Raw genomic sequence first — 26,052 nt, forward strand, 5'->3', positions numbered from 1 at the left:
GGAGGCCGGGGGACGTCGGAACGTCGGGCACGATGGTGCCGGGAGGACCTCGGGGACGGTTTCGACTGGGCTTTCCGCGTCGATCACCATCCAGTCTGGGCGGTGATCTGCATCCTGAGACCGGGAGATATCCCTAGTAATGTCCGCTTTGCCGGTTTCCATGATCGAACGCCTTCTCGGGGAGGTGGACCGGCCGGGACGGCGGGTCCGCCCCGAGGTCATCCCGCCGCACGGGGCCGGTCCGGCACATATGGATACCCTCTGATTGCGGGCGCCTACAAGACGTGACGAAGCGGTCCAAGGGAGCATCGCCTACGCGGAGTTGCTCCGGTCCGCACCCTCCGGCCCGCCGCAACGGCCGCTCCCGGCCCCGTGCGGCGCCAATCACGCGCTGGTCGCGCGCTCCTTCCCTCCGTAACGGACCAGGCTCGATCCGATCAGCGGCCGAGCCCGGCGGCGCCGCCATCCGGGAGCTCGACGCGATCGGTTCGCCTGCCGGGCCCGACCGCTGTGCCCTCCCGGCCTCGACGCTCCGGAGTCGATCCCTTCGTAGGGCCGCGCCTCCGTGGGGAAGCCCCGTGTGCCGGCCCGCGCGCTCGGGAAGCGCATCCGGATCGTGGTCCGGATCCGGATGCGCTGCCCGGCCGCATCCGAAGCGCCCCTGTCGTGGACCACCGCGGAGCGCCGGCTTCCCGCGGCTTCCCTTCGCATGAGGGTGGATGACCTCGAGGCGTCAACGGGCCCGAGCCGGGCCCCGTAGAGCGCCCTCCAGCGCCCCTTGAGGTCCGGTCGCCAGGCGTGCGCGCCTGTTGGAGCAGATCTTTGCGAGTCGCGGCGATGTGCGGTGCGCCCTCGATGCCCGAACGGCCCACGCGATGGCGGGTGTTGATCCGGGGAACCCCGGGGTCGAGCGGGGAACACGGCGACGGTGGCGAGTTCTTCGATGCGCGCAGGTCCCGGGGCAGGACGCTGGCTCCGGCCACTGCCATGGCCCGAACGGCTCTCAGATCGGGGAGGACCAAGGCGGGGCTGCGTGTGGTGCGAGTCCCGAAAACGGCGTGCCGGCAGCGCCGGTTGATGGGTGGATCCGGGGTGTCCGACTCCCTGGGGAAGCCATGGTCTTCAGCAGCGTCACAGCGCTACTTGCGCCGCGGCGACCGCCTCGGCCGGCGACCCGTGCCAGGGAGCGCCGTGAGCGGGAAGCACCCACGACACATCGAGTCCGGCGAGTCGTTCCAGCGACGACGCTGCCGCTGCGGGGTCCTGGGAGAACGGCGCGGGCTGCGGACCCCTGCGTCCGGTGAGCAGGTGACGGGTGACGAACGCATCGCCGACCATGACCGCGTCGGCGATGGCGACATGGATGGCGATGCTGCCGGGGGAGTGGCCCGGGAGTCCGATGATCTCGGGATCGCCGGGAAGTGGCAGTACATCTCCGTCCGTTACCTCCACGACCTGCTGGATGTGTTTCGCGCGGAGGCCGTCCTTGCGGAGGGCGTAGGCGAAGAAGCCCATGGTCGGACCGAGGCGCATGGGGCCGGTTGTCGCCTTCGGTCTTTCACCGGTTCGAGCCTGGTCGGCGTCAGCGGCATGCACGTAGACCGGTACGCCGTGCTGGCTACGCAGTCGTTCGGCAAAGCCGATGTGGTCGCAGTCCCCGTGGGTGAGGATCAGGCCCTTGATGTCGGAGATCCGCTTGCCGAGTGCCGCGACTTCCTTCTGCAGATCACGCCAGTGGCCGGGAAACCCGGCGTCGATGAGGGTGATTCCCTCCGGGGTGTCGATGAGGTACGTCGCGACGACGTCGTTGCCGAGGCGGTGGAGGTGTGGCGCGAGTTGCATGGTCTCTTCGTCTTCCTGCTCAGGGGCGAACGGCTACGGCCTGTCGTTGCGGATGTGGGCTTCAGGGGTGCGCGCGGTCCAGCTGGTACATGCGTCTGTTCATCGCCACCCTGGCTGCCCGTGGGAGTCGGGTGATCACGTGATCGACAAGGCTTGCGTCGATGCTCAGGTTGTTCTTGAACCGCGGGTTCGGCTTGTCGACGATTTTGTAGAGCTTGCGGGCGACCTTCTCGGGGGTGGCGAGCATGGGCAGCCCTTCGGAGCCGGCACTCATGGTCGCGTAATGAGCAAAGAGGTCTTGGTATCGCGCTCGTCCCTCGGTCGGCATCGCGTCCAAGGTCGCCGTCCCGTCCTCGGTGGTCTTCGCCAGAAGGGGTGTCCTGGTGATTCCCGGTATCGCGAGGACCGTGTGGATGTCGAGGAGTTGCAGGTCGTAGAACATGGACTCGGTGAGCCCGATCACTGCGGATTTTGAGGCGTTGTAGAAAGCGATGAACGGCGATGCCATGAGACCCGCCCACGATGCGATGTTCACCACCCGTGCTTTCACGTGGCTGCCCTTGTTGTGCGCGAGGAGCAGGGGGATGAATGTCTGGGTGATGCGGTACGGGGCCATCACGTTGACTTCCATGACCTCTCTCGCGCGCTTCTCATCGAGGAACTCGAACGGGGCCGAGTAGGTGATGCCGGCATTGTTGAGCACGGCGTAGAGCCCGGCCCCTCCCACCTCGTCCGCCACCGCCGCATAGGCCCGCTCAAGATCAGCAGCATCGGTCACATCCATCTGGATCGGGTGGACGTTGTCGATGGCCGCGAGCTCGTCGCGGTGGGCGTCGGATCGATAGGTGGCGAAAACCTGGTATCCCCGCGAGGCGAACTCGATGGTGGCGGCGCGCCCGATTCCGGATGTGCTGCCCGTTATCAGGATTGACTTCTTCATGCTCCATCCATCTCTCTCGCTTCAGGGGTTGCAGACGAACCGGATGGTTCGTCGCATCTTGTCGAGGTAGTCGGGCACTGAGGAGGCGATGCGCTTGAGTCCGGCCGAGGTGGCATAGAGCACGGTCGCGACGGATTCCGCGGTGTCGCCGTTCCGCCGCCAAGGGCTCGAATCCGCGGTGCCCTCCAGGGCCCTCGCAAATTCGGCAATGATCGCTCCCTCCAATTCCCTGGCAGTGCGACCTGTCAGCCGTTCCGCGGTTTCCAGGACTTCGTCCAACCGTGAAACGAGGGTTTCTCCGGCCATCGATTCGAAGGCCTTGAGGATCCGCTCCTCGAGCGGGATCCCGGGCGCTTTCAATGCGGCGCGCGAGGAGGCGATGCTCGTTTCGAGGAGATGGTCGATCGTGGCGGCGAAGAGTGCGTCCTTGGTCGGGAAGTGCTGGTAGAGCCCCTGTCGTGAGATGTCGGCCAGGCGTGCCACCTCATCCACGGATGCCTTCCGGAAGCCGTACCGCAGAAGAGTCGCCGCCGCCGCATCAAGGATCGCCACGCGACGATCGCGCTTCGCTCCTCGCGGCGCCTCACCCTCGTTCATGCTCGTCATACGACAAAGTTGACACTAAGCGACAGGTTTGTCAACCAGTATCCAGTGGGTACGGCCGCGCCTCCGGGCACGCGCTCCAGGCCGAAGCGGCAGGATGGTCGCTCTTGTAGATCGCCGTCGGTGTGATGACCGGGCGGTGCTGGCGGCGATCGTGTTCGTGGCCGCGTCGGGTTGCACCTGGCGGCAGCAGCTGTCGTCGACTCGCCTTCCTCGCCTTCGTCGGCACCGTCAGCGACCTCATCTGCCACCGCCGCGCCATCATTGAGACGGCCCGGTAGGCCGGCCTCGCGGCGTCCGGAGTTACGTCACCAACTGGCCTTCCAGTCGGGCTGGTGACGACCGGTCCGGAACATTTCTGATCACAGTCAGAGTCAGGCTGTGTTGGATGGCCGCATGAGCCAGACAGCTGCCCTGCGCCTGCGGCAGGCGATCGCACGGACCGAAGACGCCACGCGGGAACGTATCCCCATCGGGCGTCGCCCGGAGGAGGCCGACGATCTGCTGGGCACCTTCGCCACCGACGGGGCACTCGGCTTTGATCCTTTCCCCTTGCTCCAAGCACTCCATGACGCCGGCTCGCGCGCGGTAGTCATCGGCCAGGTCGCCGGCATCATGCACGGCTCCACGGAACTGACCGGAGACCTCGACCTGCTCTGGGACGGGACCCCTGACGAGGCGCGCGCCTTGCGCGACGCCCTCTTCCTGTGCGGCTGCACCGAACTGCCCGATCTCGACAGCGCGCAGGTGGGATATCGGGTCACCGGTGCAAGCGGAGACATGTGCACTCCCGCCCTGCCCTGGGGTGCCATGGATGTGACCCCCTGCCTGACCGGGGCGGAGACCACTCGTGACCCCGCGGGCTTCACCATCCGCTACGCCGCAGTTGACGATCTGATCCGCATGCGGAGAGCCCTCGGACGACCGAAGGACCACCGCCGCGCAGACGAACTCGCACAACTACAGACCCGACCCGGGAGGGCCGACTCCCGCCGCCGCTTCCCGTGAACGGTCGTGCCCCGCGACTTTGCCGGGAGCGTCCGCGACCGCGGCGCACAAACTGAACGACGTCTGAGGCGCTCGGCGCGTGGGGATCGTTCGTTCCTCGGGAGTGCAACCCGGAGTGTTGCTGGTGCCACGACCCAGGGATCTGGGTGGCGGCACCAGCGCGGTGCGGGGCGTGTTCCAGGAAGGGCGCTACTCGGAGGTTGTCCCGTAACCGGTGGGGCAATTTGTGCGACCGATCAATGATGAGGGCCACGGCGCCCCGACCTGGGGTTCCGTGGCCCTCGCAGGACCTTCGAGAGGATTCGAGAGGTCCGGTTGGTCAACTGCCGGTCAGCGCCAGCGCTTTGCCCACACAGGGGCGGTGTCGCTGCTGGGTCGGTGGGCCGGGGTACCGGTGTGGGTGGCGAGGTAGCCGTGGCGGCGGAGGTCCTCGTAGAGGCGGTTCAGCCTCAAGGCCCGGTCCCGGACAGTGGCGTGGCAGCGTGCCACCCCCCGGCTGTCGGTGACCGCCGTGCACAGCCTCCGCGTCTTCGCCGTGGTGGTGAACTCGATCGTCTGGCCGGCCACCGGGGAGCCGTTCGGCCTGGTCAGTGTGGCGGACAGGCCCTCGACCCGCAGAACCGGTGGCTGGACGTGCAGTTTCTCCACGGCAGGCGTTGCGGTGAGCCTGGTGCGGGCCCCGGGGTGGCCCGCGGGGATCACGACGGTCGCGGACCGGGCCGAACGGAAGCTGGTCGCCTGCCCGGCGTTGGTGGCGGTGACGGTGAACCTGTACCGGTCGCCCGGAGTGAGACCGGTGACCGTGATGGGGGAGCCGGTGCCTTGGGCTGTCTGTCCCCCGCGGGAGGGGCGGGTGAGGTCGGTGGCGGTGACGGTGTAACCGGTGACCGAGGGAGAGGTGCTGGGGGTGAACGACACCGTGGCCTGCCCGATGCCGGCGGTGGCCGTCACCCCTGTGGGCGGTACGGGGTACGGCGGGATCGCCAGCCCGACCGGAGTGTGCAGGCCGGTGGTCGGGACGATGGTCTGCGGATCGCCGTTCGCGGGGACCTTCACCACCCGGTCATGCGGGAAATCGGCGATGAACAGGTTGCCGACGGCGTCGAGCGCCAGTCCCTCCGGGGCGTCAAGACCGTTGGTGGGAACCGTGGTCTGGGGACCGCCGCCCGCGGGGACCCTCACCACCCGGTCGTGGGCGCTGTCGGAGATGAAGAGGTTCCCGGCCGGATCGAGGGCAAGCCCGGTCGGCTGGGAGAGACCGGTAGTGGGAACCGTGGTCTGCGGACCACCGCCGACCGGGATTTTCACCACCCGGTCGTTGAAGAAGTCGGAGATGTAGAGATGGCCCGTGGCGTCCAGTGCCAACCCGTTGGGACGGACCAGGCCCGTGGTGGGAAGGGTGGTCTGGGGGCCGCCGTCCGCGGGGACCTTCACCACCCGGTCGTTGAAGTCGTCGGCGATGTAGAGATCGCCTGCCGCGTCGAGCGCAAGCCCGAGCGGCCGGTTCAGGCCGGTAGTGGGGACGACGGTCTGCGGACCCCCATCGGCGGGCACCTTCACCACCTGGCTGTTTCCGGTGTCCGAGATGAAGAGGTTCCCGGCCGGGTCGGCCGCCATCCCGGTCGGGCGGACCAGGCCCGTGGTGGGGACGGTGGTCTGCGGGCCACCGTCCGCGGGCATCTTCAGCACCGTGCCGTCGGTGTAGTCGGAGATGTACAGCGGCGCGCTGCCGGGAGTGGGTACGGCGGCCGAGGCCTCTGGGGCCACCGAGACGAGCCCGGCCGTGCAGAGCATCGCGGTACACGCCATCGCGGTGAGTCGGCGGCGCCAGGAGCGTCCCTCCCCGCCGACCGGCGGAGACGACTCCCGCTCGTACCTCTCAACGGAGCCGGGCTCTGAAGAACTGCCCATGAGACACCCACCTGTTCTGGACGGTCGGCCCGATGCCGTACCGGCCGGCAGAGACGGCAAGCACCCCCGGCCACCGCCGTACGCGGGAGAGGCAGGGAACGCCGTGGACGTGACAGCCCGTCACCGTGCGGTGGTCTGGTCGTCAGCCGCCCTGGCAGCGGTCCGTCAGCCGCCGACCTTAGGGAGCGCCCCTGTGCCTGCCGTGCACCACGCCACCGGGCGGCCCGGCAGCCACCCCAACGGCAGGGGGGCGGCCTCGCCGGACCGAGCGCGTCCGGGACGCCAGGGGTCAGACGTTTCCCGGCGGACCTCCCGTATGCCGACATGCCGACGTTGTGACTGAGCGTCGGTGGGCCGCACTGAACACCTGAGTCGGCTGCACCCCCGTGCAGCGGACAAGTGGTCGTCGTTCGCAGGGAGTAGGACCAGCGCCCCAGGCATCGAGCACGGATGCTGGCTAGCGTCAGCGTCATGGAACCCCCACGAATGGCTCGTCGTGCGATGGCCGAGCGCAGGCGCGACACACTGGAACGGCTCGATGGAGAGCGGGACGTATGGGTGTCGACGGCTCATCCTGATCACGGCCCGCACCAGGTGCCCCTGTGGTTCTCCTGGGACGGACGGGCGTTGTGGATGTGTACGGGCGAGACTTCCGTGACCGCGCGCAACGTACGCGAGGAGCCGCGCGTGCGCCTGGCGTTGCCGGACACCTTCGATGTGGTGCTACTGCAAGGGGAGGCGGAGTGCTTTCCCGACCGGGACGTCCCGGAGGCCGCCGCAGATGCATTCGCCGGCAAGTTCGGATGGGACCCGCGCACGGAGGAGGGCCCTTATCTGTACGTGCGCGTGGTGCCGAGGACCGTACGCGCCTGGCGCGGTGAGCCGGAACTGCTGGGGCGAGTCATCATGCGCGAAGGAGCGTGGCTGTAGTGGCCGCAGTCGTCCTGGCCGGGCGCTCTCTCCTGTGATGCCGATGAGCAAGGTCTTTGCTGAGCACCGAAGGACCAACTGACCCGCGGAGCCCGCCCCGCAGCGGCGGCACGTACGCCGGTGCACTGATTCGCTTCGCGCATTCCGCCACCTCGCGAACCGCATGGCGCCGGGTCCCCGCATTCCCTACGAGACCACCCCCCCGGCCCGGCTGCCTCCATCGGGTTGTCACCAGTGGGACACCGGGGGACCGGCACACGCTCGATGATGCGCAGGAGGATCAGCGCAACCGTGCCTCGGTCTCCCCCGCGCCGTCGATCCGGCTCTTGATGGCGTCCGCCGCGTGGGGGGCGTCGGTGGAGACGATGGTCTTCCCGGCGCTGTCGTAGACGGTGACGTTACGCAGGAAGGCCTTGGGGTGTTTGTCGTCGCCGGGTTCGGGCTTGGTGATGGGGGATTGGGAGTACCAGGCGCCCCAGCCGGGGTTTCCGGCCAGAGTTACCACGGTGCCCTGGGTGGTGCCGCTGAGTGTACGAATCCGAACCCCGGCCGGGTCGCCGTCGCCGACGTAGCCGCCGGACAGCCATGCCCGGTGGTCGCCTTCGTCGAGGCCGGCCAGGTTCGCGCCGGTCTTGCCTCCGGACAGTTTGTTGCACCAGGGCGTGGGCTCGAAAGAATGCTGCAGGCACTGCTTGCCGTCCTTGGTGAGCCACATCGTCAGATTCGGCGCCACCGTGACCCTCTCACCCGGCGCCACCACCTTGACGGATCCCTTCTTCGCTGTGCCCGCAACGGCCTTGCCCGCGTGCGTCGTGGTCGCGGCAGGAGAGGCCCACGCAAAGGCCGCAGTCGGCACACCGGCCATGAGGCTCACCGCACACGCGGTAACCAGGTACTTCTTCATCCCGTTCATGGATGAACACTCCTTGCTGACGAGGTCCGATCAAGCGGAGGGGCGCCTCTCCACCCCCTACAACGCCATGTCGGTCCCTCCCGGGTGACACGTGTCCCCAGGTTTCTTGCAGTCGCCTTCCGCAGGCAGGTCAGGGTGGGCAGCGAGACTCCATGCCGGAGGTACGGCCGCCGGCCGTACACCAGGGCAAGCCCCACCCGGCCCACCGGCCTCTACGGCGCCGACGCGGTCACCGGGGCCGGCCTTCACCACCGCGGGCATGCGTCCCGCCGGGACCCCGGCGAGGGTCGTTGATGGCCTGCATGAGGACGCGCCCCAGGAAGGCCGTACGCATGGTGCGTACGGCCTTCCCATGCCCGGGTGTTCGGGGATGTCACATTCGGGGGTTGCCGTCTCGTTGTACGAGGTACAGGCAACTCTCGATCAAGGAGTGGATGATGAACCTCGCGCTGTGGATCGCCGCCGGACTGCTGGCCGCAGTAGCCCTGACCGGTGGCATCAGCAAGGCATTCGTGCCCAAGGAGAAGCTGGCTGCGGCCAAGGGCGGGGGATGGACCGAGGACGCCGACGTCCGCTTCGTCAAGACCCTCGGCGTCCTCGAGCTCCTGGCCGCGGCGGGCCTGATCCTGCCAGCCGCGCTCGACATCGCACCGTTCATGGTGCCGGTGACTGCCGTCTGCTGGATCCTGCTGATGGTCGGAGCGATGATCACCCACGGCCGACGCGGCGAATTCACCTTTGTGGTGCTGAACCTGGTCTATCTGGCGCTGGCGGCATTCGTTGCGTGGGGCCGCTTCGGCCCAGAGTCCTTCACCGGCTGACCCTTAAGGTCGGTCCACCGGTCCCCGGCTCGACAATCCTGTGTCGTTCACGCGGGCACGCACGGCCTTTCGCGGCCGGCCGCGTCGAGTAGCAGATTCGCGGTCGCTGTCGCCGCGCCGGTGGGCATCGTGTCGGCCAAGGTCCTCGCTCGTGCTCAGGTCTCGGGGGTCAGGGTCGTGGTGAGCGCGGCCGACAGGGAGTCGTAGGTCGGAGTCGGTCCGTCGTGTGCCGCGCCGATGCCCAGCTCGGGACGGCCCGCGCGGCCCAGGAGCTGGTCCGCGACTCGGGTACCACCGCCTGAGGCGCGCCGGCCGGAGCAGCCGTCGTCGAGGTGCCGGCGCTGCCGTGGTGCACGACGGCAGCCACCCGGCGGCGCTGTGGACGACAGCCTCCTCGCGAAGCGGCGCCCGGCGCGTACGCCTGCACGTCGGGCAGAACTATCTCCGCCTGGGCGCGCGCCGCCTCAGGGCTGAGGCAAAGTTCGGCCATTCACTCCGGATGCCGGGCAGTCGGATTCGTTCGCCGCAGGCCCTCATCGGTCAATTCGACGCTCTCGAAGCGTTCGTGAAGGTTCCATTCCATCGCATCCTGAACGTCAGGTTCGTTGATCGCGATGCCGTCCCGGTCGAAATCAAAGAACAGCGATACGGGCGTCATGTCCTCGACCCCGAAGAACGACACATGGCCGCTACCGTCACATTCTTTGGCGGATGCCCCCGCGAAGATCAGCGGAAGGCGGTAGTCGCAGAATGCGTCATAGTCGCGAAAGGATCCATTCACGACGATGTCGCCATGGTCGCTCAGCGACAGTCGGTTGACCTCGAGGAGGTCGGGTGCCGGATTGACGCGTAGGTGGTCCAGCAGAGCACTGACCTGCGAGTCCCGCCTCAGCTTCCGGGCCTCCAGAAGATGGACGCCCGGGGTTCCCTCGTCATCCACCGCCTGCCTCCACTCCACGATGTCCTCGGCTGCGATCTCGTAACCGACACTGCGCAGTTGATCCAGCGCCTCTTCAAGAGTCGAGGTGTCCTCGATGATCAGATCCGTCAGCAAATCCTCGTCGAACTCGTCAAAGTTCTCCGAAAAGGAGGGGAGGAGTTCGAGTTGCGCCCGTTGCTGAATGAGGACTTTCTCTTTCCATGCCTTGAAGTCCCCGCTGGAAGTAAATTTCACCTGCATTTGGAATTCTATGTTGAATGCCATGGTCTCATTCCTGAGAAGGTTCGGTCGGGTCGGACCTCTTCCGGTCCTCATCCCGCAGTCGGCAAAAGAGCATGAGTTCATCGGTCTTCGGGGCGATGCGCAGCTGACCGTGCCCAGCACCCTGGCGAGGGGATGGGGCCGGCGGGCGTGTTGGTTCCCCTCGACGGAGAAGTCCTCCAAGTCGCCCCACTGTTGCCGGGTCCGCAGAGCAAGCTGAGCGACAACTGGGCAACAGTCCCGCAACCCCCGCTGGTCTCGGCACGGCACGGGGTGTGAGGGTGAGGTGCATGAAGTCTCGCACCGCCTTGTCCTTGCCCACCTTCGCCGTCTGCGCTGTCTGTGTCGTGCTCGCTCCACTCTCCGGATGCGGCAGTGGGGGATCGGACCACGAGCCGTCCTCCTCGGGGGGCGGGACTTCGGCTGCCGGGGTGCCCGGCGCACCCACCGGAAGCCGGTCGCCGGCCCCCGGGAAAGGGTCCAAGGACCCCGAGGACATCAACGCCGACGGGTACCGCGACCTCGTGATACCCGTCGGCGTCGGCGGCGACCCGGTCAACCCGGGCGGCGACCAACGGATCGCTGTGATCTACGGCTCGGCAATGGGACCCGACCCCTCGACGCGTACGGTCTACGGGCGCCGCGACCTGGGCTTGCCCGAGCCGGCGGAGGGAACGGCCCGGCGTGACGCAGTCCCCGCGGATGGGATGGTCACCGCCGATCTGGACGGTGACGGCTTCCCGGACTTCGTCACGACCGTCGAGGGCAAGCACGTGGACGACGAGCAGGTCTCCGCTCCACGCACCGTCCCGTACGTGACCTGGGGCGGACCCAACGGGCCCAAGGAAGGCACCGAGGCGGCCCCGGTGGGGCTGCCGTCGAGCGCGTCGAAGCTGGGCCTGGAGTCCGTGGTGAGCGGCGACTTCGACGGGGACGGGCATCACGACCTCGCGTCGCTCGCGCAGAACCACTCGTCCATGGTGCTGCTGTACGGCCCGTTCTCGCGGTCCGGTGCGCCGACGCGTACCGACACCGGACTGCCATGGTCGGACGGTGAGCTCGTCGCGGACGACATCGACCCGTCCGGCAGCCCGCGGGTAACCTCCCTGCTGCTCCACGGCACCAGCGACGGTGAGCAGTCCGGCAACACCCTCTACCCGGCCCGCCGCGGCAGCGGCCCGTCCCCGAACGGGAAACGGTTGCGCCCCGGGAACGCGCACGCATTCGGTGACTTCGACGGCGACGAGCTCCGCGACGTGGCCGTCGGGGACGATGGCAGCCGCAACGACGAGCCCGGCTACGAGACCGAGGCTCCTGACGTCGACGGGTCGCTCTCCGTGTATCCCGGCGGTGGCGGCAAACCGTTCACGCACCGGCTGCCCGACGTACCCAAGGGCGCAGGCAACGACTACGGGCCCGGCCGATTCGCGGCCGCCGATCCGGACGGAGACGGCCGCGACGGCATCCTGGTCGCCACGTACAAGGGCGCCACACTCATCGACGGCGACAAGCGCACCACGGTTCTGCGCGAAGGGCCCGCGAAGGCGGGCGGCAAGAAGACGGCCGCGAAATGGCGGCACGCCCGGCCCGCGGGAGCCGCCGACTTCGACGGTGATGGCAAGGACGAACTGATCCTGCACTGGGCGCCAGGCCCCATGTTCGGTCTCTACGGTGAACGGCCGACGCACTGGTGGATCACCGACGGTACGACGTCTCGCGACAAGGCGTCCTTCACCACGAAGGGGTTCGTTCGACGCGCGTCCTGAGTGCTGCCCCGGCCGGTCACGAGCGAAGCCGAAGACGGAGGGCAGCAACAGTCGCGGTTCGGGAGCCTTGCGCTCGTTGGTCAACGCGGATGGCACCGGTCCGGAAGCGTTTGGGCGCATGAGCCGTTCGCTCGACTTCGTACGCGTCGCTCGTTGAATCTGCGGCGTTTCGCGGGGTGTTGGAGTCCGGGGCGATGAGCCGTTTCGGAGATCGCCAGGGACAAGGGCTGGAACGGCAGAGGGTCCGCACGTACCTGGTCGGCCCCGGGCCCCGGGCTCCCCGGGGCCCTTCGGAAAGAGTCCCGGGGATGTGGTGTCCGGCGTCGGCTTCTCCCGTCCGTCGGGCGACCCGCGCGCCCAGTCGCCTCGGCGATCGAGTCCTCGTTCAACTGCCCGCAGAACGGCCCCCGCTGCCGTAACGGCGGGGGCCTGTGACGATGACTTGCCGAGCGGCAACGATCCTTGGCTGTCCGCACCGCACTCCCCGGTGAAGGCCTTCCGGCCGGCCGCGCGCCCGGTCCTTCTCACTCCTGTGAGGTGGCTTCCGGGCCGACGTCGGCGTCGATGCCCGATGCGTGTGTCTGTCCGGCGTGGCGGGAGTGGGCGACGATGTTCTGCAGGGCTTCCACATGCTGCTCAAGAGCCTTCAGGCCGTCGTCGGCCAAGTTGAGCCAGGTCCGCGGGCGCTTGCCGACATACCCCCGCTTGATGTCCACGTAGCCCTTGTCGCCGAGTTTGCTGATCTGCTTGGACAAGGCGGAGTCGGACAGGCCGACCGTGTCCCGGACGAAACCGAACTCCACCCAGCGGGTGGACGAGAGCAGCGACACGATCGACAGCCGGGTCGGGTCCACCAGCAGCGGATCGAGATCGGCATCGGACACTACAGACCCTGCTTCCGGGTCCGCGTACGATCCAGCAGCCACAGTTGCAACTTCTGGCCCAATCGGGCGAAGGGGAACGCCAGGGCGGTCAGCACCAGACCCAGCAGGCTGTGCCAGTAGGGCACATGGTCGTGAAGAAACCCGGTGCTCCGCGATCCGATGTAGCCGCCGGCGACCATCACGACGGTGAAGATGCCGAGAACGATCGCAATGTAGGCCCCGGGCAGGTTCCGCAAGCCCGTGGACCGGTGGCCCAGCAGCGCTGCGCCCTTGCGGGTCCGGGACGCCAGCAGGTATGTCCACATCACCCCCGCGAAGACCAAGTACGGGATCGGGCCCGGGTCTTGGAACACGTCGTACGACGCGAACCACGCCACCGCCAGGACCGCAAACATGATCTGCACCCAGCGCGCCTCCTGCCGCCCGGCAAGCGCCTCACCCTGCCGCTGCCGTATGCCCTGCAATGCCTGAGCAGCCTGGTCCTGGGTCGGTCGATCGGACACGAACGCCTCCTGATTTTCCAAAGAGGAAGTCTCTTTCCTGACGGGAAAGATAGTCTCTCGTTTCCTGTCAGGCAAGTACTTGCCGGAGTCGCTCTTGACGCGGATCGCCTGGGGTTCCGGCTCGCTCGGCGCCGCTGGTTGGGCCCCGTCATTCACGTTCGGCGGCGTTCGGCGGTTGTGCGTTGGCTTCCGGTAGGCCCGTGTTCCGTGGTGGTCGCGGGGGTCAGTTCTGGTGGAACGTGATCGCGGGCAGGGTGGACCATCGGGGAATCGGCCAGGCCACGGCGACGGCCCGGCCGATCTCGGGTACCTTGAATCGGCTGCGGGCATGGAGCGTCATGGCGAACCGGATCCGTCGACCGGCGATGGCGTGCACGGCCGGACATCTTCCTCCGGTCCGGCTCGGATGATCCGTAGGAACCGCCGGGCATCGCACCGGAAGGAGATGGATGAGCCGGTCGGCCTCCGGCCCTGTGCGGTCGTGCGGTCGTGGGTGCGGTCCGGCCTCGTGACCGCGAGCCGGTACTGAGCACGGAGCTTGCGGGAGGCCCCCGGCGAGCCACTGCAACGCCGGGGGCCGCCGCGCCAATGGGGTCCGGTGCGAGCCACACTCAATGCCGGCTGCGCCTCGAGAGTGTGTGTACCAGGCCGATCATCCGGTCAGCAGCGTTGTGGGGTGGCGGGGTCACTGCCACCCGTTGACTCGTCGTCGTTCCTTTCGCGACAGCCCTGAGAGGTATCGCGTGGACAGGCGGGACGGTGATGTGTGGTTCACGGTTCGTCTCCCTCCTTGAGGGGTGATACGCCGGAACCATAGGTGTGCCGACCCGTCAGGTCCTGGGGACCGGCTACTCAGATTCCCGCAACGCCGCAGGTCCGCGTCCGCACCGTGACATGGCACTGCGCTCGTCACGCCGACCTGCTCAACGTCGCAATACATCGAGGTGAACCCGTCACGCTGGACGCCTGGCCCGACTTCCACCGTGCAACGCTCGCGTTGAAGTGCACGGGACTCGGCGACCGTCAGCTGTGCCTGGCGGCGCCGTCACCGCGTCACCGATGGGCGGGCCGGGTGGGCAGGTCATGGGCGGCGCCGATGAACGTATCGTCGACCGTGATGTGACGTGGAAGGCGCAGGCCCCGCATGCCGTCGAGCGCGGCCTCCGCCTGGAGCTCTTGAGCGCCGGCTGATGAGGTTGCTCGCACCGGGACAGCCGACAGTCGTTGAGCCTCAGGAGGATGCCCACGGAGATCACGACCCGGCGAGTTCGCGCACCACCGCCATGTCGCTGAAGGGGAGCAGTTCCTCGCCCACGATCTGGTACGGCTCGCTGCCTTTCCCTGCGACGAGGACGATGTCGTCCGGCCCCGCGGTGGAGAGGGCGAAGGCGATCGCCTGGCGGCGGTCGGTGAACCGCTCGAACGGTGTGCCGGTCGCGGTGAGTCCGGGGGTGATCTGGTCCAGAATCGTCTCGGGGTCTTCCGTGCGCGGATTGTCCGAGGTGAGGACGCACAGGTCGGAATGAGTACCGGCGATTTCCCCCATCTCGGCGCGCTTGGTGATGTCCCGGTCCCCGCCACAGCCGAAGACGGTGATGATGCGGCCCGAGGCGAAGCCGCGGATGGTGGCCAGGACCTTGTCCAGGGAGTCGGGGGAGTGGGCGTAGTCCACGATCACGGACGTGCCGCGCGGGGTCTCGAAGCGTTCGAACCGGCCGGGGATCGCAGGCATCCGGCCGAGTGCCGCCACCAGTCCCGCCAGGTCGTGCCCGAGGGTGTGGCAGGCCGCCACGGTGGCCAGTGCGTTGGACACGGAGAAGCGGCCCGGGATGGGGATCGCCGCCGCGTACTCGCGGCCGTCGTGGAGCAGGGTGAAGCGTGTGCCGGAGGCGTCGACGAAGAGGTCCGTCGCCCGGTAGTCCGCCTCGGTGTCGAGGGCGTACGTGGTCACCGCGCCGGGCATCATCGCCTGGATTCCGGCGCCAACCGGGTCGTCGGCGTTGACGACCGCGTGTCGGCACAGGCCGTCGAAGAGGCGCAACTTGGCGTCCCGGTAGTTCTCCATCGTTCCGTGGTCGTCCAGGTGATCCTGCGTCAGGTTGGTGAAGACGCCGACATCGATGAAGGAGCGGTCGACGCGGTGAGTCAGCAGGCCCATGGACGTGGCCTCCAGCACGACGCTCTTGGCACCGCGGTCACGCATGCACCCCAGCAGGTACTGGAGGTCCGGCGACTCCGGCGTGGTCAGTACCGACCTCGGCATCGGGATCATTTCGTCCCCGATCCGGCTGCCGGCCGTTCCGATGACCCCGACTTCGGCGCCCTCGGCGATCCGCAGGACGGACTCGACCATGTAGGACACCGACGTCTTTCCGTTGGTGCCGGTGATCGCGACCATGTCCATCTGCCGCCCCGGCTCGCCGTGGTAGCGGGAGGCGACGATCGCGGCCGCGGTCCGCGCGTCCGGCACGCGTACGGCGCACACGTCCGCGGCCGACGCCCATACCGACGCCGGAAGATCCGGCGCTCCTCCGTCGACGAGCACGGCCGCCGCACCGCGTGCGAGGGCCGGTCCCACGGAATCGGGGCCGCCCCCACGGTGGCCGGGCACCGCGATGAACAGTGAACCCGGCGACACTCGGTGGGCGTCGAAGCATGCTCCCGCGGTGATCCTCGTCTCCGCACTGCCCTGCAGAACGTGGTGGTCGTGCCCGGCCAGCAGCTCGCTCAGCTTCATGTGATCCCTTAGAACGTGGCTCGACCGACGTGCGGCCGTTGCCTGGCGGCAGCGCCGACGGCGTGCCGGCAGCTGCGGTGGTGGTGGTGGTGGTGGTGGTGCTGATCTGCCGCGGTGGTCTGCGGAGTTGATGTCGGAAGTTCGGCGGGGGCATCCGACACAAGCGGGACGCGATGCCCTGCAGGCAGGGTCATGCGGCGTTCACGGAAGACGAGCCGGCCACCAGGAACGAGGGCACGGGCGGGGGTGCCCCGGACAGGAGCGCGGCAGGGTCGGGAGCCGGGCCGACCCCGGGCCGGGGCAGGAGCAGGGGCCTGGGGGAGAGGTCAGGGGCAGAGGCCTGGACGGTGACCGGAACAGGGCCCGGGGAGGCGGTTGAGGGTCGCTAGCCGTGGCCGTGCAACGCCGTGCGGCCGGTCTCAGGCGCCTCGACCTCGACTGCACTCGACGGAGCGACGGCTACGGCACCGGCGGCAGCGGGGCACCGTACGCAGGAGGTCTGCCGCACATACTCCCTGATCGCACCTGTGCAGCCCATGGGGTGAGTGTACGGGTCGCCTCCCACATCTGACGGGCGAGCCCTCTTCCCCCTCTCCCGTGGCGTGCTTTCCCGGACCGAGAGGGGTCTCACGCCCGGGGCGCGACCCGCCGACGTGACAGGCAGCGTGAAGCCGGTGTGACACACCGCGGCGGGGTGAGGGCGGGTGCCACCGGCGGATCACGCAACCGCCCCTGCGGCGCGATGCCGTCATCCGTGACCGCCTGCGTTCCGGCCCGGCACGTCCAGTGCACCGCCCCCAGGGGGCTCGGCTCATTGGACGGCGGGTGGACGGCGCGTTGGGTGCCGGGGGATGACCGGCCCAAACGGGACATATCCCCTCCGCGATAGGAATGGGACAGCCGCGCCCTGCCGTCCGGGTAGACAGAGCGACTCCTCGCCGAGGGCGACCTCTGCGTCTCGAAACGGGCGGTCGGCTGCGCGGGGCATGCCCACGGCTCTGCCGATTGCCCGGATCCCCGGGTGGCCCGGTGCGCGGCGAGCGCCTGAACTCGTCAACCGGTTCGGCGAACCCTCCACCCAAGTTGTCGGAATCCAGCCGGAGTCGTGCGGCCGTGATTCCGCAACATCATGGAGCGGTGGGTTCAGGCTCCGGGATCGACAGCGCCCAGGTGGCCATGGATTCGAGCACGTCTCGCAGGCCCTCGCCGAGCGGGGTGAGCCGGTACTCGACGCGTGGGGGGATCTCCGGGAAGGCGGTACGGGTGACGATGCCGTTGGCCTCGAACTGGCGCAGCCGACTGGTCAGGGTATGCGGGCTGATGCCTGGCAGGGCGTCGCGGAGTTCGGTGAAGCGGCGGGGGCCGGGCAGGAGTTCGCGCACGATCAGGGTGGCCCACGGGCCGCCGAGCAGCGTGAGGAACCTGGCGACGCCGCATTCGGGGAGTGGAGTGGTCACGGTGTGAACCTATCCTATTAGTGCAGTTGAAGTAACTGGTGCACCTCGTGCACTAATTGGGCTCATGAGCTACGTGATCCATGGCGCCACCGGCGCCCAAGGTGCCCCTGTTGTTTCCGCCCTCGCCGCCGCGGGCAAGCCCACGGTTGCCCTCACCCGCAACGCGGACGCCGTCGTGGACCGCGCACACGTCGTGGCCGCCGACTACTCCTCCACCGCGGAGCTGGCCGAGGCCTATCGCGGCGCCGAGGGCGTGTTCGTACATCTGCCGTTGGGCGCGGAAGAGGACCGTCGGCGCTACGCCCGCAATGTCGCCGCCGCGGTCCGCGAGGCCCGGCCCTCGCGCGTGGTGATCTCCACCAGCGGTGCTGACGGCAGCTCACGTCAGGATCCGACCGGCAGTGCGGTCTCGACGCTGATCAGCGGGCTGGACGACAGCGGGGTGTCCTACGCGGTCATCGCACCCCGGCTGTTTCTGGAGAACCTGCTCCTTCCGCCCGTCATCGAGGCGGCCCGCGAGCAGGGCGCGCTGCGCTACCCGCTGCGGGCCGATTTCCCGGTCTCGTGGGCCTCACACCTGGACATCGCCGACGTCGCGGCTGCCCTGTTCGACCGCCCGGATGTCACCGGAGTGGTCGCCGTCGGGCAGTACCCGGCCATCACAGGACCGGACCTGGCCGAGGCGTTCAGCGCCCGGCTCGGACGAGACGTGGCCTACGAGGCGATCACCCCCGCAGCCTTCGGTGAGTCCATCGCACCCCTGATCGGTGAAGGTGCCGCAGCCGGCGTCGCGGGTCTCTACCAGGCCCTCGGCGCGCTTCAGGACAACGCGATCGCCCCCGAAGGCTCCGCCCAGAAGTTGCTCGGTGTGACTCCCCGGACCACGAGCCAGTGGCTGGCCGACGTAGGCCTGTGAGAACGCCTGACGGAATGATCCTGGAAGCGGGTGCTGTCCCCGCCGGTCCCCGGCTCGACGATTCCGTGTGGTTCACACGGACACGGGTGGCGCGTTGTTGTCGATCAACTCGTCCCGGGGGCGCAGCAGTTCCTTCTGGCCGTCCAGAAGTCCCTTGCGCGCCGTGCTCTCTCGGTAGGTGAGGCGGCCGATGTCGGCCATCAGACGGACGGACGGACGAGCCGGAGCCGGGTGTGGTTCGCGATCATCAGCCAGGTCTTCCGGTCGCCCGCTTCCGGCTCCCGCAGCCGGGGGCGGGGGTCCAGCCCAGCGTCCGCTTGAACAGTCGGAGTGTGTGCTCCAGGTCGAACCTGCGGTACGGCCTGCCAGGTCTGGTGGACGTCCGCGTTGGTTGCGCCGGTCTTCGATGGCCACGAACCACACCGCCGGCGCCTCCCGGTCCTTCGACAGGTGCTCGACCTGTCGCCGGATCAACGTGCCATGAGCCAGCGGAAGTTCGCCTCCATGGTCGAACCAGGCGGGCCCTGGATCAGCCGGGTCAGTCGGGTTCGACCCGGTTACACGCCTTTCGGGGCGGTCGGTTCGGGCCCTAGGTCCGGCTTGGCGAAGCGGAACTCCGGGCCGTGCGTGGGCGGTGGGCCGCCCTCGGGGCGTAGACCCGCCAGGGCTTCGGCAACCGCGTCACGCGTTCGCCGCGGATCCGTCCGACCAGCTCGACCGGCAGGTCTTGCAGGGCCCAGGCCAGGCGGGTGATGTCACAGCCGGCCTTGGTCACGATGATGATGCCCCGGTTCCCGGGCTGCCGCCGACCCGAAAGCGTGATGCTTCGGCGAACGCTCCCCCCGGAACAACATCAGGCAGCGCATGCACCCTCACCGTCTTCGTCTTGATCGGTGCGCCTCGGTCGGCGTGCATGATCAGGCGAAGGTCGCCTCAATGTCAGGTGAATGCCCAGGTGAGCGGGCTGGTTCGAGGCTCATGCCGGCACCGGAGGTCGAAGAACAAGCTCATCCCGCCTCGGCCCTCCGCTCGCCGCCACCCCCGAGTACGCGCTCGACCGCGGCCTGCGAGGCTCCGTACTCGATGAGCACGTCCGCCACCACGCCTGGGCCGGTGGCGAGCGCCAACAGGATGTGCTCGTCGCCGATGTGGCGGTCGCCTCGGGCGAGCGCGGCCCGCAAGGAGCGCTCCAGCACGGCTTTCGCCTCGCGGGTGAAAGGGCGGTGTCCGGCGGGCCGCCAGCGCCTGGGCCTCAGGCCGGTGGCCAGTGCGCCGGGCCCATGGGCGTACTCGGCGCGGGCGACGATCTCCGCGACGTCGATGCCGAGACCGGCCAGCGCCTCGGCGTCCGCCCGCGAGATCCCGCCGCGTCGACGGGCCTCCCCGAGCGCCTCCTCCAGCGCCTCGCGGCGCCGGTCCACGCCGAGCGCGGCCAGGGCGAAGGTTGCCTTGGTCCCTTCCAGGTCGAGCAGCGACAGCAGCAGATGTTCATCGGTCACCGTCTCGGCCCCGGCCCGCTCGGAGTACCCGACCGCGCCTTCCACCACGTCGCGTGCGCTTCTGGTGAACCTCTCGAACATCGTCAATGCCTCCCGTACTTCTTGTGCACGGCTTGCCTGCTGACGCCGAGCTCGCCGGCGATCTCCTGCCACGACCAGCCCTGGACGCGGGCGCTTCTCACTTGCACGGCCTCAAGCTGTTCCAGCAGCCGCCGCAGCGCGGCGACAGCCCGCAGCCCGACCCGCGGGTCACGGTCGCCCGCCCGCTCGGCGAGATCGGTTGCCTTGGTCATGCCTGTCAACCTACATTGACATGCTGCGAGCGTCAACCTCGGTTGACAGGGGTGGGGCATCTGCCAGGCGGGCCTGACGGCCCTGACTCCGGGAGGCTCTGTGAGGAGGCCATCGACAGCGACCGGGCTGGGGTCGAAGAACCGCGTCAGCGTCGAGCGCCGCACATACGACCCGCCGAGTCCCGGACCAGATGTCTCGACCGGGCCGTCCCGGCCGAGCGGTGCCCGGGGTGGGTCGCCCACGACAGCGCCAAGGAATTGCGCCAGCTCTCCCGAAGGGGCGTGTCAGTCGGCCGGTTGGAAGGAGCTGAGAAAGGCTGCCAGCGCGCGCTGATTGGCGCGAGAGTCCCAATCGGCCTCCGGAACGCTCCACTTGATCGCGTACCCGTGTCCGGCATCCACCACGAAGCCCCGATTCAGGGTGCGGTAGCGGATGTGGTCGTAGACGAAGGTCCACTCCCAGTCGGCGGCTTTCCAGCCCCGGTAGTCCACGGCTCTGATGCCGCCGATCCTGCGGTATCCCGGGATGCCCGCACGAACGCGCGCCTCCTGCTTGACCCATGCCGCCTGCGGATCGGCGCCGGGGGTGTGGGTCCAGTCCACGAGGAGCCTGCGGGGATCGCCGGGGGCGCCGAACCTGGAGCCCGAGGACTGCCCGTTGTTGCCGATCCGCTGCCAGCCTTCCGGCAAGGCGATGGAGAAGCCCTCCGGATCGGTACGGCGCGAGAATCCCTCGGGAAGCCCCGGTGATTCACCAGCCGGCGGCGACGAGGCGCTCGGCCCGGGGGACGGAGTGCCGACCGGGGGCCGCTGTGCTGCGCCACCGCGGCGGCCGTCGTCGGATCCGTCGTTCCTGAGCAGGAAGGGGATCGAGGCCACCGTGATGAGGACGACGCCCGCCGCAAGAGCCCCGAGGACACGGTTTCTGTGCCGGGAGCGTCCGGTCATCGCGGACTTCAGCGCGTGAAGACGAGACACAGGCGCAGCGGTACCCGGAGGCGCGGCCACAGCAGTACCGGGTGGCGCGGCCGGATCGGTACCCGGGGGTGCAGCCGGTGAACCCTTCTCTCCGGCGGTTGGCCAACTCGACACCCCCGCCCCGGCTTCCGAGCTGCTCTGCTGCTGCCGTTCGGCTTCATCGACAAGTCGGCGCAGGACTTTGCAGACCACGTCCTGTGTCAGGCGTTCGGCCGGATCGTCCCGCAGCAGCCCCTCGATCGCCAGCGCCAACGAGCCCTCTCGCCGAGGCGAGGGCACCGCTCCGACGCTGGGCCCGCCGTCCTGGACCTCACGTCCCTTGATCATGGTCGCGAGGAGCGCACCCACGGCCCACAGATCGGAGGAGGCACAGGGCGACTGCCCGCGGGCCTGCTCCGGCGCCCGGGGAAAGGTCGTTCCGAAGTCGCCCCGTGCGGAGTCGGGCGACCATTCGGCGGCTGCCGCCGCAACGCCGAACTCGGTGAGCACTGCACGCCCGTCCGGCCGGACGAGGACACACGACGCGTCCACCCCGCCGTGGACAACGCCTTGTCGGTGAGCGGCCCCGAGCATGTCCATCACTGCGAGCGCTGTCCGGGCCACGCGGACGGTGTCCAGGGGGACTTGCTCCTGCAGCAACTCCTCGATCGATCGCGCCCGGTACCTCTCGGTGACGATCCAGAGGCAGCCGTCCTGACAGGCCGTTTCGTAGACCTCCGGGATGCCGTCGTGGCCCAGCCGGTTGACCGCGAGGGAAGTGCTCAGAACCTCCACGGCGAAGTGGCGCTGGTCCTCCTCGGCCAGGCCGGGCGGAAGGGGAATTCTCCGCGCGGTCACCCACCGCCGGAGATGGATGTCCTGGGCGAGCCAGAGCCTTCGCGCCCCGTCCTGGTCCACCGGTTTGAGCAGCTGGTACCGCCCGGCGAGCGGTGTGCGTGTGAAGGTTTGAGGGCTAGTCATGCCTACCCCAGAACGCGTGATGGGCGCCGGATGACGCATACGTACCGTATGAGAACAAGCCAGTCCCCGAAAGGCTTCGAGGTACCCATCTGCTACCCGGACATGGGGACTTCACGGGTTGGTGTCGTGGTGATCAGCAGTCACAGCAGCAGCTTGACGGCACACATCGAGTCCTGACATCCGTCGTGGCCCTCGGCGCACTCGTCATCGCGGCGATCCACTTCGCCCGTTCGTACGCCGCGGTGCGAGAGCTCGCCGAGGAGAAGGCTTCGACGCCTTCGCCATCTTCCCCATCGGCATCGACGCCGGAATCGTCGTCCTGCTCGCCCCGCTCGGGACCGTGCGCACCGACGCTGTGCGGTGACGTGGGGGGAGCCCATCCGCAGCTCGAAGCAGGGCGCCGGTGTCGTCGGCGCGTGCGGTCGAGAGATCGTGTCGTTCTGCTTCGTGCCGAGTCGATGCATGAGGTCTCGCCCCGACGTCCGGGTCGACGTCCGGTCCGCGGCTCCGCAGGTGCGACCGCGGAGAATCATGGTGAATACGGCGGCCCCGCACGGTCAGACGAGCGGGCGCTCGTAAACGAGGAAGCCTTCGTGGCGGGCCAGTCGGTCGTAGAGAGAACGCGCTGTGGCATTGCCCGCGTGCGTCTGCCAGTACAGCTTCTCCGCCCCGGCTTTCCTGCCCGCCTCCGCCGTCGCTTCGATCAGCGCCCTGCCCACGCCACGCCCTCTGGCGGGGGGCGAGGTGAAGAGGTCCTCGAGGTAGCAGTAGGTCCCTTCGGCCCAGGTCGACCGGTGCAGGACGTAGTGGCACATCCCGACCAGCTTGCCGTCGGCCCAGGCCCCCAGCCCGCCCATGGGCTCCGCCGGGTCGCAAAGGCGATTCCACGTCAGGTCGATGATGCGGGTAGGCAGAGCATGGTCGTAGAAGTCCAGGTAGCCCTGCCACAGCGGGTCCCAGGCGTCCCGGTCCCCGGATGACAGGGGAAGCACGTCCAGGCTGGAATGAGTCGGCATGGTTCCTCGCGGTTCGGTGGCAGCGGCCGTTCAGAGAAATCGCGCTCTTGGCCAGCGACGATGGAAATCTCAGCGACCGGAGTCCTAAGAGACTCGGGGGGTTTGTTGGCGGATGTGGTCGCGGAGTTGGCGGCGGTTGGTGAACTGGAACTTGGCGTAGATGTGGCCGAGGTGGTACTCGACGGTTCTGCTGCTGATGTAGAGGCGTGCGGCGATTTCTTTGTTGGTCAGGCCCTCGCCGACCAGGTGTGCGATGTCGTGTTCGCGGCCGGTGAGCTCGACTTGGCTGAGGACCGTGGCCGGACGCGTGGTGGTGGTCTGAGCCCCCATGGCGTCCAGGTCACTCTGGCAGCGCTCCATGAAGGGAAGGGCCTCCAGGGCCGCGTAGCGCTCGCGGGCATGCTCGAGCCAGGTGCGGGCCTGCGCGGTCTGGTCGGTGGCCGCCAGGAACCGGCCGTAGGCCTGCTCCAAGAACGCTCGGTGCACAGCGTGGTCGTCCGGTGTGGCCGACAGAGTGAGACCTGCCTTGTAGTGACGGTGTGCGGCAGGCAGGTCGCCACGGGCGTGGGCGTGTTCGGCCGACAGCCAGGCCAGGCACAACCGCAGAGAAGGATAGGTGTCCGCCATGGCGGACAGCTCGGTCAGGGCGATGGCTGCCTGATCGAGGCGACCGGTGCGGAGGAGAGCTTCCACCTGCAGAGGCTTCCACAGCACCTCGCGGAAGAGTCCTGACAGCTCCATCCCCTCGTCGACGGCCTTGAGCATGGCCGGCCAGTCGGCGCGGGCCTGGGCCTCTACCGCCCAGCCGAGGAATACCTCGTCTTTGGAGTAGGGCAGTGCGTGTTTTCCGGCGGTTCTCAGTAGCTCCTGGGCACGCGCGGCGTCTCCTCGGCCGGCCGGTACCCAGGCGGCGTAGGCGGAGATGGGTCCAAGGGCGTAAGTGCGCCGACTTGTGATGGCGGTGGTAATGGCGAAGTCGGCTTGGACGGCGGCCTCGTCCCATGCGCCGCTCCAGTAGTAGGCCATGGCCAGGTAGCTGAGGGCGAGTCCCTCCAGTCCCTGACTGACCCCGCCTTGGCTCAGGCGGAGGACATGCGTCAAGTCGTCCCTGCCGGCGGTGGGCATTCCGCACAGCACCCGCGTGAGGCCCCTGATGATCAGCAGCCAGGCGTTCGCTGCGGTCACCTGGGCTGCGGGAGGTAGCGGAGCGATGCGCTCCAGTTCCTGCAGCCCGGCCCACGCTCCGTCGAGGCGGGCACGCCCCGCGGCAATGTTGCTCTTGACGATGTAGTCCACGATCGGGTCCGGCTCGTCGAGAGCGAGGACCTGCCGAGCGATCCTCAGATGTTCTTGGTGGTTGCCGCTGAAGAGGTGGGTCATCAACAGGTATGCCCCGGCGAAGGCGGCTGTCTTTCGCTCGGCCGGATCGTTCACGGTGGCCTCGAACGCCGAGGTGAGCTCTGCCTCGGCGTGGTCCAAGGCCCCGGACAGCAGGGAGTAGGTACCCATGGCTACGGAACGCAAAGGGCTTGGTGAGCACGCTTTGATGCGCGGGAGCAAGCTCTGCACCGGCACGACTTGCTCGGCGAAGAGAAGTCTTACCGCTGCGGTCAGGAGCAGGCGTTCGTGCTCCGCGCGTGTGCCGGCCAGGTCCGAGGCCCACAGCAAGAGGGTGGCGGCACGTTCAGTGGCACCCGTGACAAGGTACCCCTGCGCTGCGTCCGCCAGCTGACGGGCGAGGTCGTCGTCAGGGCCATCGGCCGCGGCCACCTTGTGCCGCCAAGCCGCGGCCTCACCCACCAGACCAGCGGCGTGGTGATGCAGTTCCCGTCGGCGTTGGGGAGCAAGCGCTTCGATGACCGCATCCCGCTGCAGGGCATGGGTGATCATCACCGGAGTGGTTGGTTCGTTCGGCCACCAGCGCATGAGGTTCGCTGCCAAAGCCGCCTGAAGGACGGTGGCAGGCCCATCCACACCCGCGAGCCGGCCGACCGTACTCAAAGGGACCCGGGTGTCGAGCACGGCCGCGGCCTCCACCAGTGCCCGGGACTGGGCGGGAAGTGCACGAAGCTGATCGTGGATACTGGCTGCCAGGGAGGTGGGTACCGGCCAGGCCGCCTTGTCGGGCTGATCGCTGCGCAGCAGGTCGGGCGGGATCTCGGCCAGCAGGCTCTGGAGGTAGAGCGGGTTGCCGTCCGTGTGTTCTCGAAGCCGGGCCACCACACTGGCGTCCGCCTCTGTTCCGGTCATGCGCCGGACCAGCTCGGCTATGGGTTCGTCCTTGAGCCCGGACAGCCGCATGTTCAGCCCCCACCGCTGATCCTCGGCGAGTTTACGAAGCTCCTCCGGCACGGGGCTGCGGGCGGTCAGCACAGTGAGAACGTGATCGGCTTCCAGCCGGCGCAGGACAAACCTCAACACTTGGAGCGAGGCCTGATCCACCCACTGGACATCCTCCACGATCACCGCGACCGACCCGCCGCTGAGCTGCAGATCATCCAACAGCCCCAACAGCTGCCCACCCACCTGAATCGGCGATGCCGCCGCCGGCGGACCCCCATCCCGCAACAGGGGATACGGCTCCCGCCGCCGTTGCGGCACCCCCGCAAGCAACTGGCTCACCGAGCCGAACGCCAGATCTGAATCCGATGCATCAGCAAAGCTACGCAACAACGACCCGGCGATGGCCCTCCGACCAGCCAGCCACTGCCGCACCAAGGCGGTCTTACCCACCCCCGCGACGCCCTGAATGAGCACCACCCACGGCTGCCCCGACCGCACCAGCCGAGCACACTCTCCCAGGCGCTCCATCTCCGCCTCGCGGCCCACAAGCAGCCGCTCCCCCCCGAGCCCCGGCGTCGAACCCATCTCGCC

22 protein-coding genes and 1 pseudogene are annotated in these 26,052 nt (G+C 68.5%); 6 read left to right on the forward strand and 17 right to left on the reverse strand.

Annotated features, from left to right (window positions below):
• Positions 1-1,131: 1,131 nt before the first annotated feature.
• The 3 genes from ACGFNH_RS30120 to ACGFNH_RS30130 all read right to left on the reverse strand — a co-directional run bounded on the left by ACGFNH_RS30120 (position 1,132) and on the right by ACGFNH_RS30130 (position 3,388).
• Complete coding sequence (locus tag ACGFNH_RS30120) at positions 1,132-1,842, reverse strand: MBL fold metallo-hydrolase (RefSeq protein WP_393659118.1); 711 nt, start codon at positions 1,840-1,842, stop codon at positions 1,132-1,134.
• Positions 1,843-1,903: 61 nt separating this feature from the next.
• Positions 1,904-2,782 (reverse strand): SDR family NAD(P)-dependent oxidoreductase, encoded by an 879-nt coding sequence (locus ACGFNH_RS30125; RefSeq protein WP_393659119.1) that lies wholly within the window; start codon positions 2,780-2,782, stop codon positions 1,904-1,906.
• Between the two features lie 21 nt (positions 2,783-2,803).
• Positions 2,804-3,388, reverse strand: coding sequence for a TetR/AcrR family transcriptional regulator (locus ACGFNH_RS30130; RefSeq protein WP_393659121.1), 585 nt, complete (start codon positions 3,386-3,388; stop codon positions 2,804-2,806).
• Between the two features lie 393 nt (positions 3,389-3,781).
• Here ACGFNH_RS30130 and ACGFNH_RS30135 point away from each other — a divergent pair, with 393 nt between their 5' ends.
• Positions 3,782-4,393 (forward strand): hypothetical protein, encoded by a 612-nt coding sequence (locus tag ACGFNH_RS30135; RefSeq protein ID WP_393659123.1) that lies wholly within the window; start codon positions 3,782-3,784, stop codon positions 4,391-4,393.
• A gap of 330 nt (positions 4,394-4,723) precedes the next feature.
• Here the strand turns inward: ACGFNH_RS30135 and ACGFNH_RS30140 are convergent, their stop codons facing one another.
• Entirely contained in the window at positions 4,724-6,304 is a 1,581-nt protein-coding gene (locus tag ACGFNH_RS30140; RefSeq protein ID WP_393659125.1) for an SMP-30/gluconolactonase/LRE family protein, read from the reverse strand.
• 471 nt (positions 6,305-6,775) lie between these two features.
• Here ACGFNH_RS30140 and ACGFNH_RS30145 point away from each other — a divergent pair, with 471 nt between their 5' ends.
• Positions 6,776-7,234, forward strand: coding sequence for a pyridoxamine 5'-phosphate oxidase family protein (locus ACGFNH_RS30145; RefSeq protein ID WP_393659127.1), 459 nt, complete (start codon positions 6,776-6,778; stop codon positions 7,232-7,234).
• A 280-nt stretch (positions 7,235-7,514) separates the two neighbouring features.
• On the opposite strand, the gene ACGFNH_RS30150 is transcribed toward ACGFNH_RS30145, so the two are convergent.
• Positions 7,515-8,147, reverse strand: a complete 633-nt coding sequence (locus tag ACGFNH_RS30150) for a hypothetical protein (RefSeq protein ID WP_393659129.1) — start codon at positions 8,145-8,147, stop codon at positions 7,515-7,517.
• A gap of 437 nt (positions 8,148-8,584) precedes the next feature.
• Here ACGFNH_RS30150 and ACGFNH_RS30155 point away from each other — a divergent pair, with 437 nt between their 5' ends.
• Positions 8,585-8,968, forward strand: coding sequence for a DoxX family protein (locus ACGFNH_RS30155; RefSeq protein ID WP_393659131.1), 384 nt, complete (start codon positions 8,585-8,587; stop codon positions 8,966-8,968).
• 490 nt (positions 8,969-9,458) lie between these two features.
• Here ACGFNH_RS30155 and ACGFNH_RS30160 read toward each other — a convergent pair whose 3' ends face one another.
• Positions 9,459-10,172: a hypothetical protein gene (locus ACGFNH_RS30160; protein WP_393659133.1), complete on the reverse strand. Its 714-nt coding sequence runs from the start codon at positions 10,170-10,172 to the stop codon at positions 9,459-9,461.
• A 428-nt stretch (positions 10,173-10,600) separates the two neighbouring features.
• On the opposite strand from ACGFNH_RS30160, the gene ACGFNH_RS30165 reads away from it, so the two are divergent.
• Positions 10,601-11,935 carry an FG-GAP repeat domain-containing protein gene (locus ACGFNH_RS30165; protein WP_393659135.1) on the forward strand — a complete coding sequence of 445 codons (1,335 nt, stop codon included), beginning with the start codon at positions 10,601-10,603 and terminating at the stop codon, positions 11,933-11,935.
• A 524-nt stretch (positions 11,936-12,459) separates the two neighbouring features.
• On the opposite strand, the gene ACGFNH_RS30170 is transcribed toward ACGFNH_RS30165, so the two are convergent.
• From ACGFNH_RS30170 to ACGFNH_RS30190, 5 genes are all read right to left on the reverse strand, one after another.
• Positions 12,460-12,819, reverse strand: coding sequence for a winged helix-turn-helix domain-containing protein (locus tag ACGFNH_RS30170; RefSeq protein ID WP_393659137.1), 360 nt, complete (start codon positions 12,817-12,819; stop codon positions 12,460-12,462).
• Positions 12,819-13,322 (reverse strand): hypothetical protein, encoded by a 504-nt coding sequence (locus ACGFNH_RS30175; RefSeq protein ID WP_393659138.1) that lies wholly within the window; start codon positions 13,320-13,322, stop codon positions 12,819-12,821. Before ACGFNH_RS30175 ends, ACGFNH_RS30170 begins: the two co-directional genes overlap by 1 nt.
• 223 nt (positions 13,323-13,545) lie before the next feature.
• Positions 13,546-13,698 (reverse strand): hypothetical protein, encoded by a 153-nt coding sequence (locus tag ACGFNH_RS30180; RefSeq protein WP_393659140.1) that lies wholly within the window; start codon positions 13,696-13,698, stop codon positions 13,546-13,548.
• A gap of 876 nt (positions 13,699-14,574) precedes the next feature.
• Complete coding sequence (locus ACGFNH_RS30185) at positions 14,575-16,059, reverse strand: UDP-N-acetylmuramoyl-L-alanyl-D-glutamate--2,6-diaminopimelate ligase (protein ID WP_393659142.1); 1,485 nt, start codon at positions 16,057-16,059, stop codon at positions 14,575-14,577.
• A 1,127-nt stretch (positions 16,060-17,186) separates the two neighbouring features.
• Complete coding sequence (locus tag ACGFNH_RS30190; RefSeq protein WP_393659144.1) at positions 17,187-17,516, reverse strand: winged helix-turn-helix transcriptional regulator; 330 nt, start codon at positions 17,514-17,516, stop codon at positions 17,187-17,189.
• 64 nt (positions 17,517-17,580) lie between these two features.
• On the opposite strand from ACGFNH_RS30190, the gene ACGFNH_RS30195 reads away from it, so the two are divergent.
• Complete coding sequence (locus ACGFNH_RS30195; RefSeq protein ID WP_393659146.1) at positions 17,581-18,432, forward strand: NmrA family NAD(P)-binding protein; 852 nt, start codon at positions 17,581-17,583, stop codon at positions 18,430-18,432.
• Positions 18,433-18,504: 72 nt separating this feature from the next.
• Here the strand turns inward: ACGFNH_RS30195 and ACGFNH_RS30200 are convergent, their stop codons facing one another.
• The 4 genes from ACGFNH_RS30200 to ACGFNH_RS30215 form a co-directional block, all read right to left on the reverse strand.
• A complete protein-coding gene (locus ACGFNH_RS30200) occupies positions 18,505-18,633 on the reverse strand; it encodes a hypothetical protein (protein ID WP_393659148.1) in 129 nt (42 codons plus the stop codon).
• An 806-nt stretch (positions 18,634-19,439) separates the two neighbouring features.
• A complete protein-coding gene (locus ACGFNH_RS30205; RefSeq protein WP_393659150.1) occupies positions 19,440-20,012 on the reverse strand; it encodes a Clp protease N-terminal domain-containing protein in 573 nt (190 codons plus the stop codon).
• 2 nt (positions 20,013-20,014) lie between these two features.
• On the reverse strand, positions 20,015-20,224 hold the full coding sequence (locus ACGFNH_RS30210) for a helix-turn-helix domain-containing protein (RefSeq protein WP_393659152.1): 210 nt from the start codon (positions 20,222-20,224) through the stop codon (positions 20,015-20,017).
• A 285-nt stretch (positions 20,225-20,509) separates the two neighbouring features.
• Positions 20,510-22,162, reverse strand: coding sequence for a serine/threonine protein kinase (locus ACGFNH_RS30215; protein ID WP_393659153.1), 1,653 nt, complete (start codon positions 22,160-22,162; stop codon positions 20,510-20,512).
• 173 nt (positions 22,163-22,335) lie between these two features.
• On the opposite strand from ACGFNH_RS30215, the pseudogene ACGFNH_RS30220 reads away from it, so the two are divergent.
• Positions 22,336-22,490, forward strand: a pseudogene (locus ACGFNH_RS30220) (DUF2637 domain-containing protein); the annotation flags it as partial.
• A gap of 229 nt (positions 22,491-22,719) precedes the next feature.
• Here ACGFNH_RS30220 and ACGFNH_RS30225 read toward each other — a convergent pair.
• Both ACGFNH_RS30225 and ACGFNH_RS30230 read right to left on the reverse strand, forming a co-directional pair.
• A complete protein-coding gene (locus ACGFNH_RS30225; protein WP_393659155.1) occupies positions 22,720-23,178 on the reverse strand; it encodes a GNAT family N-acetyltransferase in 459 nt (152 codons plus the stop codon).
• Positions 23,179-23,262: 84 nt separating this feature from the next.
• Positions 23,263-26,046, reverse strand: coding sequence for an AAA family ATPase (locus tag ACGFNH_RS30230; RefSeq protein WP_393659157.1), 2,784 nt, complete (start codon positions 26,044-26,046; stop codon positions 23,263-23,265).
• Positions 26,047-26,052 lie beyond the last annotated feature (6 nt).

The organism is Streptomyces sp. NPDC048639, from assembly GCF_043199075.1.
In the GTDB taxonomy this organism is placed as follows: domain Bacteria; phylum Actinomycetota; class Actinomycetes; order Streptomycetales; family Streptomycetaceae; genus Streptomyces.

Coding starts and splice junctions, on each gene's coding strand:
- ACGFNH_RS30155 (WP_393659131.1), top strand. CDS start 8,585: ATGAACCTCGCGCTGTGGATCGCCGCCGGACTGCTGGCCGCAGTAGCC.
- ACGFNH_RS30135 (WP_393659123.1), top strand. CDS start 3,782: ATGAGCCAGACAGCTGCCCTGCGCCTGCGGCAGGCGATCGCACGGACC.
- ACGFNH_RS30150 (WP_393659129.1), bottom strand. CDS start 8,147: ATGAACGGGATGAAGAAGTACCTGGTTACCGCGTGTGCGGTGAGCCTC.
- ACGFNH_RS30185 (WP_393659142.1), bottom strand. CDS start 16,059: ATGAAGCTGAGCGAGCTGCTGGCCGGGCACGACCACCACGTTCTGCAG.
- ACGFNH_RS30130 (WP_393659121.1), bottom strand. CDS start 3,388: ATGACGAGCATGAACGAGGGTGAGGCGCCGCGAGGAGCGAAGCGCGAT.
- ACGFNH_RS30200 (WP_393659148.1), bottom strand. CDS start 18,633: ATGGCCGACATCGGCCGCCTCACCTACCGAGAGAGCACGGCGCGCAAG.
- ACGFNH_RS30210 (WP_393659152.1), bottom strand. CDS start 20,224: ATGACCAAGGCAACCGATCTCGCCGAGCGGGCGGGCGACCGTGACCCG.
- ACGFNH_RS30120 (WP_393659118.1), bottom strand. CDS start 1,842: ATGCAACTCGCGCCACACCTCCACCGCCTCGGCAACGACGTCGTCGCG.
- ACGFNH_RS30145 (WP_393659127.1), top strand. CDS start 6,776: ATGGAACCCCCACGAATGGCTCGTCGTGCGATGGCCGAGCGCAGGCGC.
- ACGFNH_RS30230 (WP_393659157.1), bottom strand. CDS start 26,046: ATGGGTTCGACGCCGGGGCTCGGGGGGGAGCGGCTGCTTGTGGGCCGC.
- ACGFNH_RS30125 (WP_393659119.1), bottom strand. CDS start 2,782: ATGAAGAAGTCAATCCTGATAACGGGCAGCACATCCGGAATCGGGCGC.
- ACGFNH_RS30140 (WP_393659125.1), bottom strand. CDS start 6,304: ATGGGCAGTTCTTCAGAGCCCGGCTCCGTTGAGAGGTACGAGCGGGAG.
- ACGFNH_RS30195 (WP_393659146.1), top strand. CDS start 17,581: ATGAGCTACGTGATCCATGGCGCCACCGGCGCCCAAGGTGCCCCTGTT.
- ACGFNH_RS30160 (WP_393659133.1), bottom strand. CDS start 10,172: ATGGCATTCAACATAGAATTCCAAATGCAGGTGAAATTTACTTCCAGC.
- ACGFNH_RS30225 (WP_393659155.1), bottom strand. CDS start 23,178: ATGCCGACTCATTCCAGCCTGGACGTGCTTCCCCTGTCATCCGGGGAC.
- ACGFNH_RS30205 (WP_393659150.1), bottom strand. CDS start 20,012: ATGTTCGAGAGGTTCACCAGAAGCGCACGCGACGTGGTGGAAGGCGCG.
- ACGFNH_RS30215 (WP_393659153.1), bottom strand. CDS start 22,162: ATGACTAGCCCTCAAACCTTCACACGCACACCGCTCGCCGGGCGGTAC.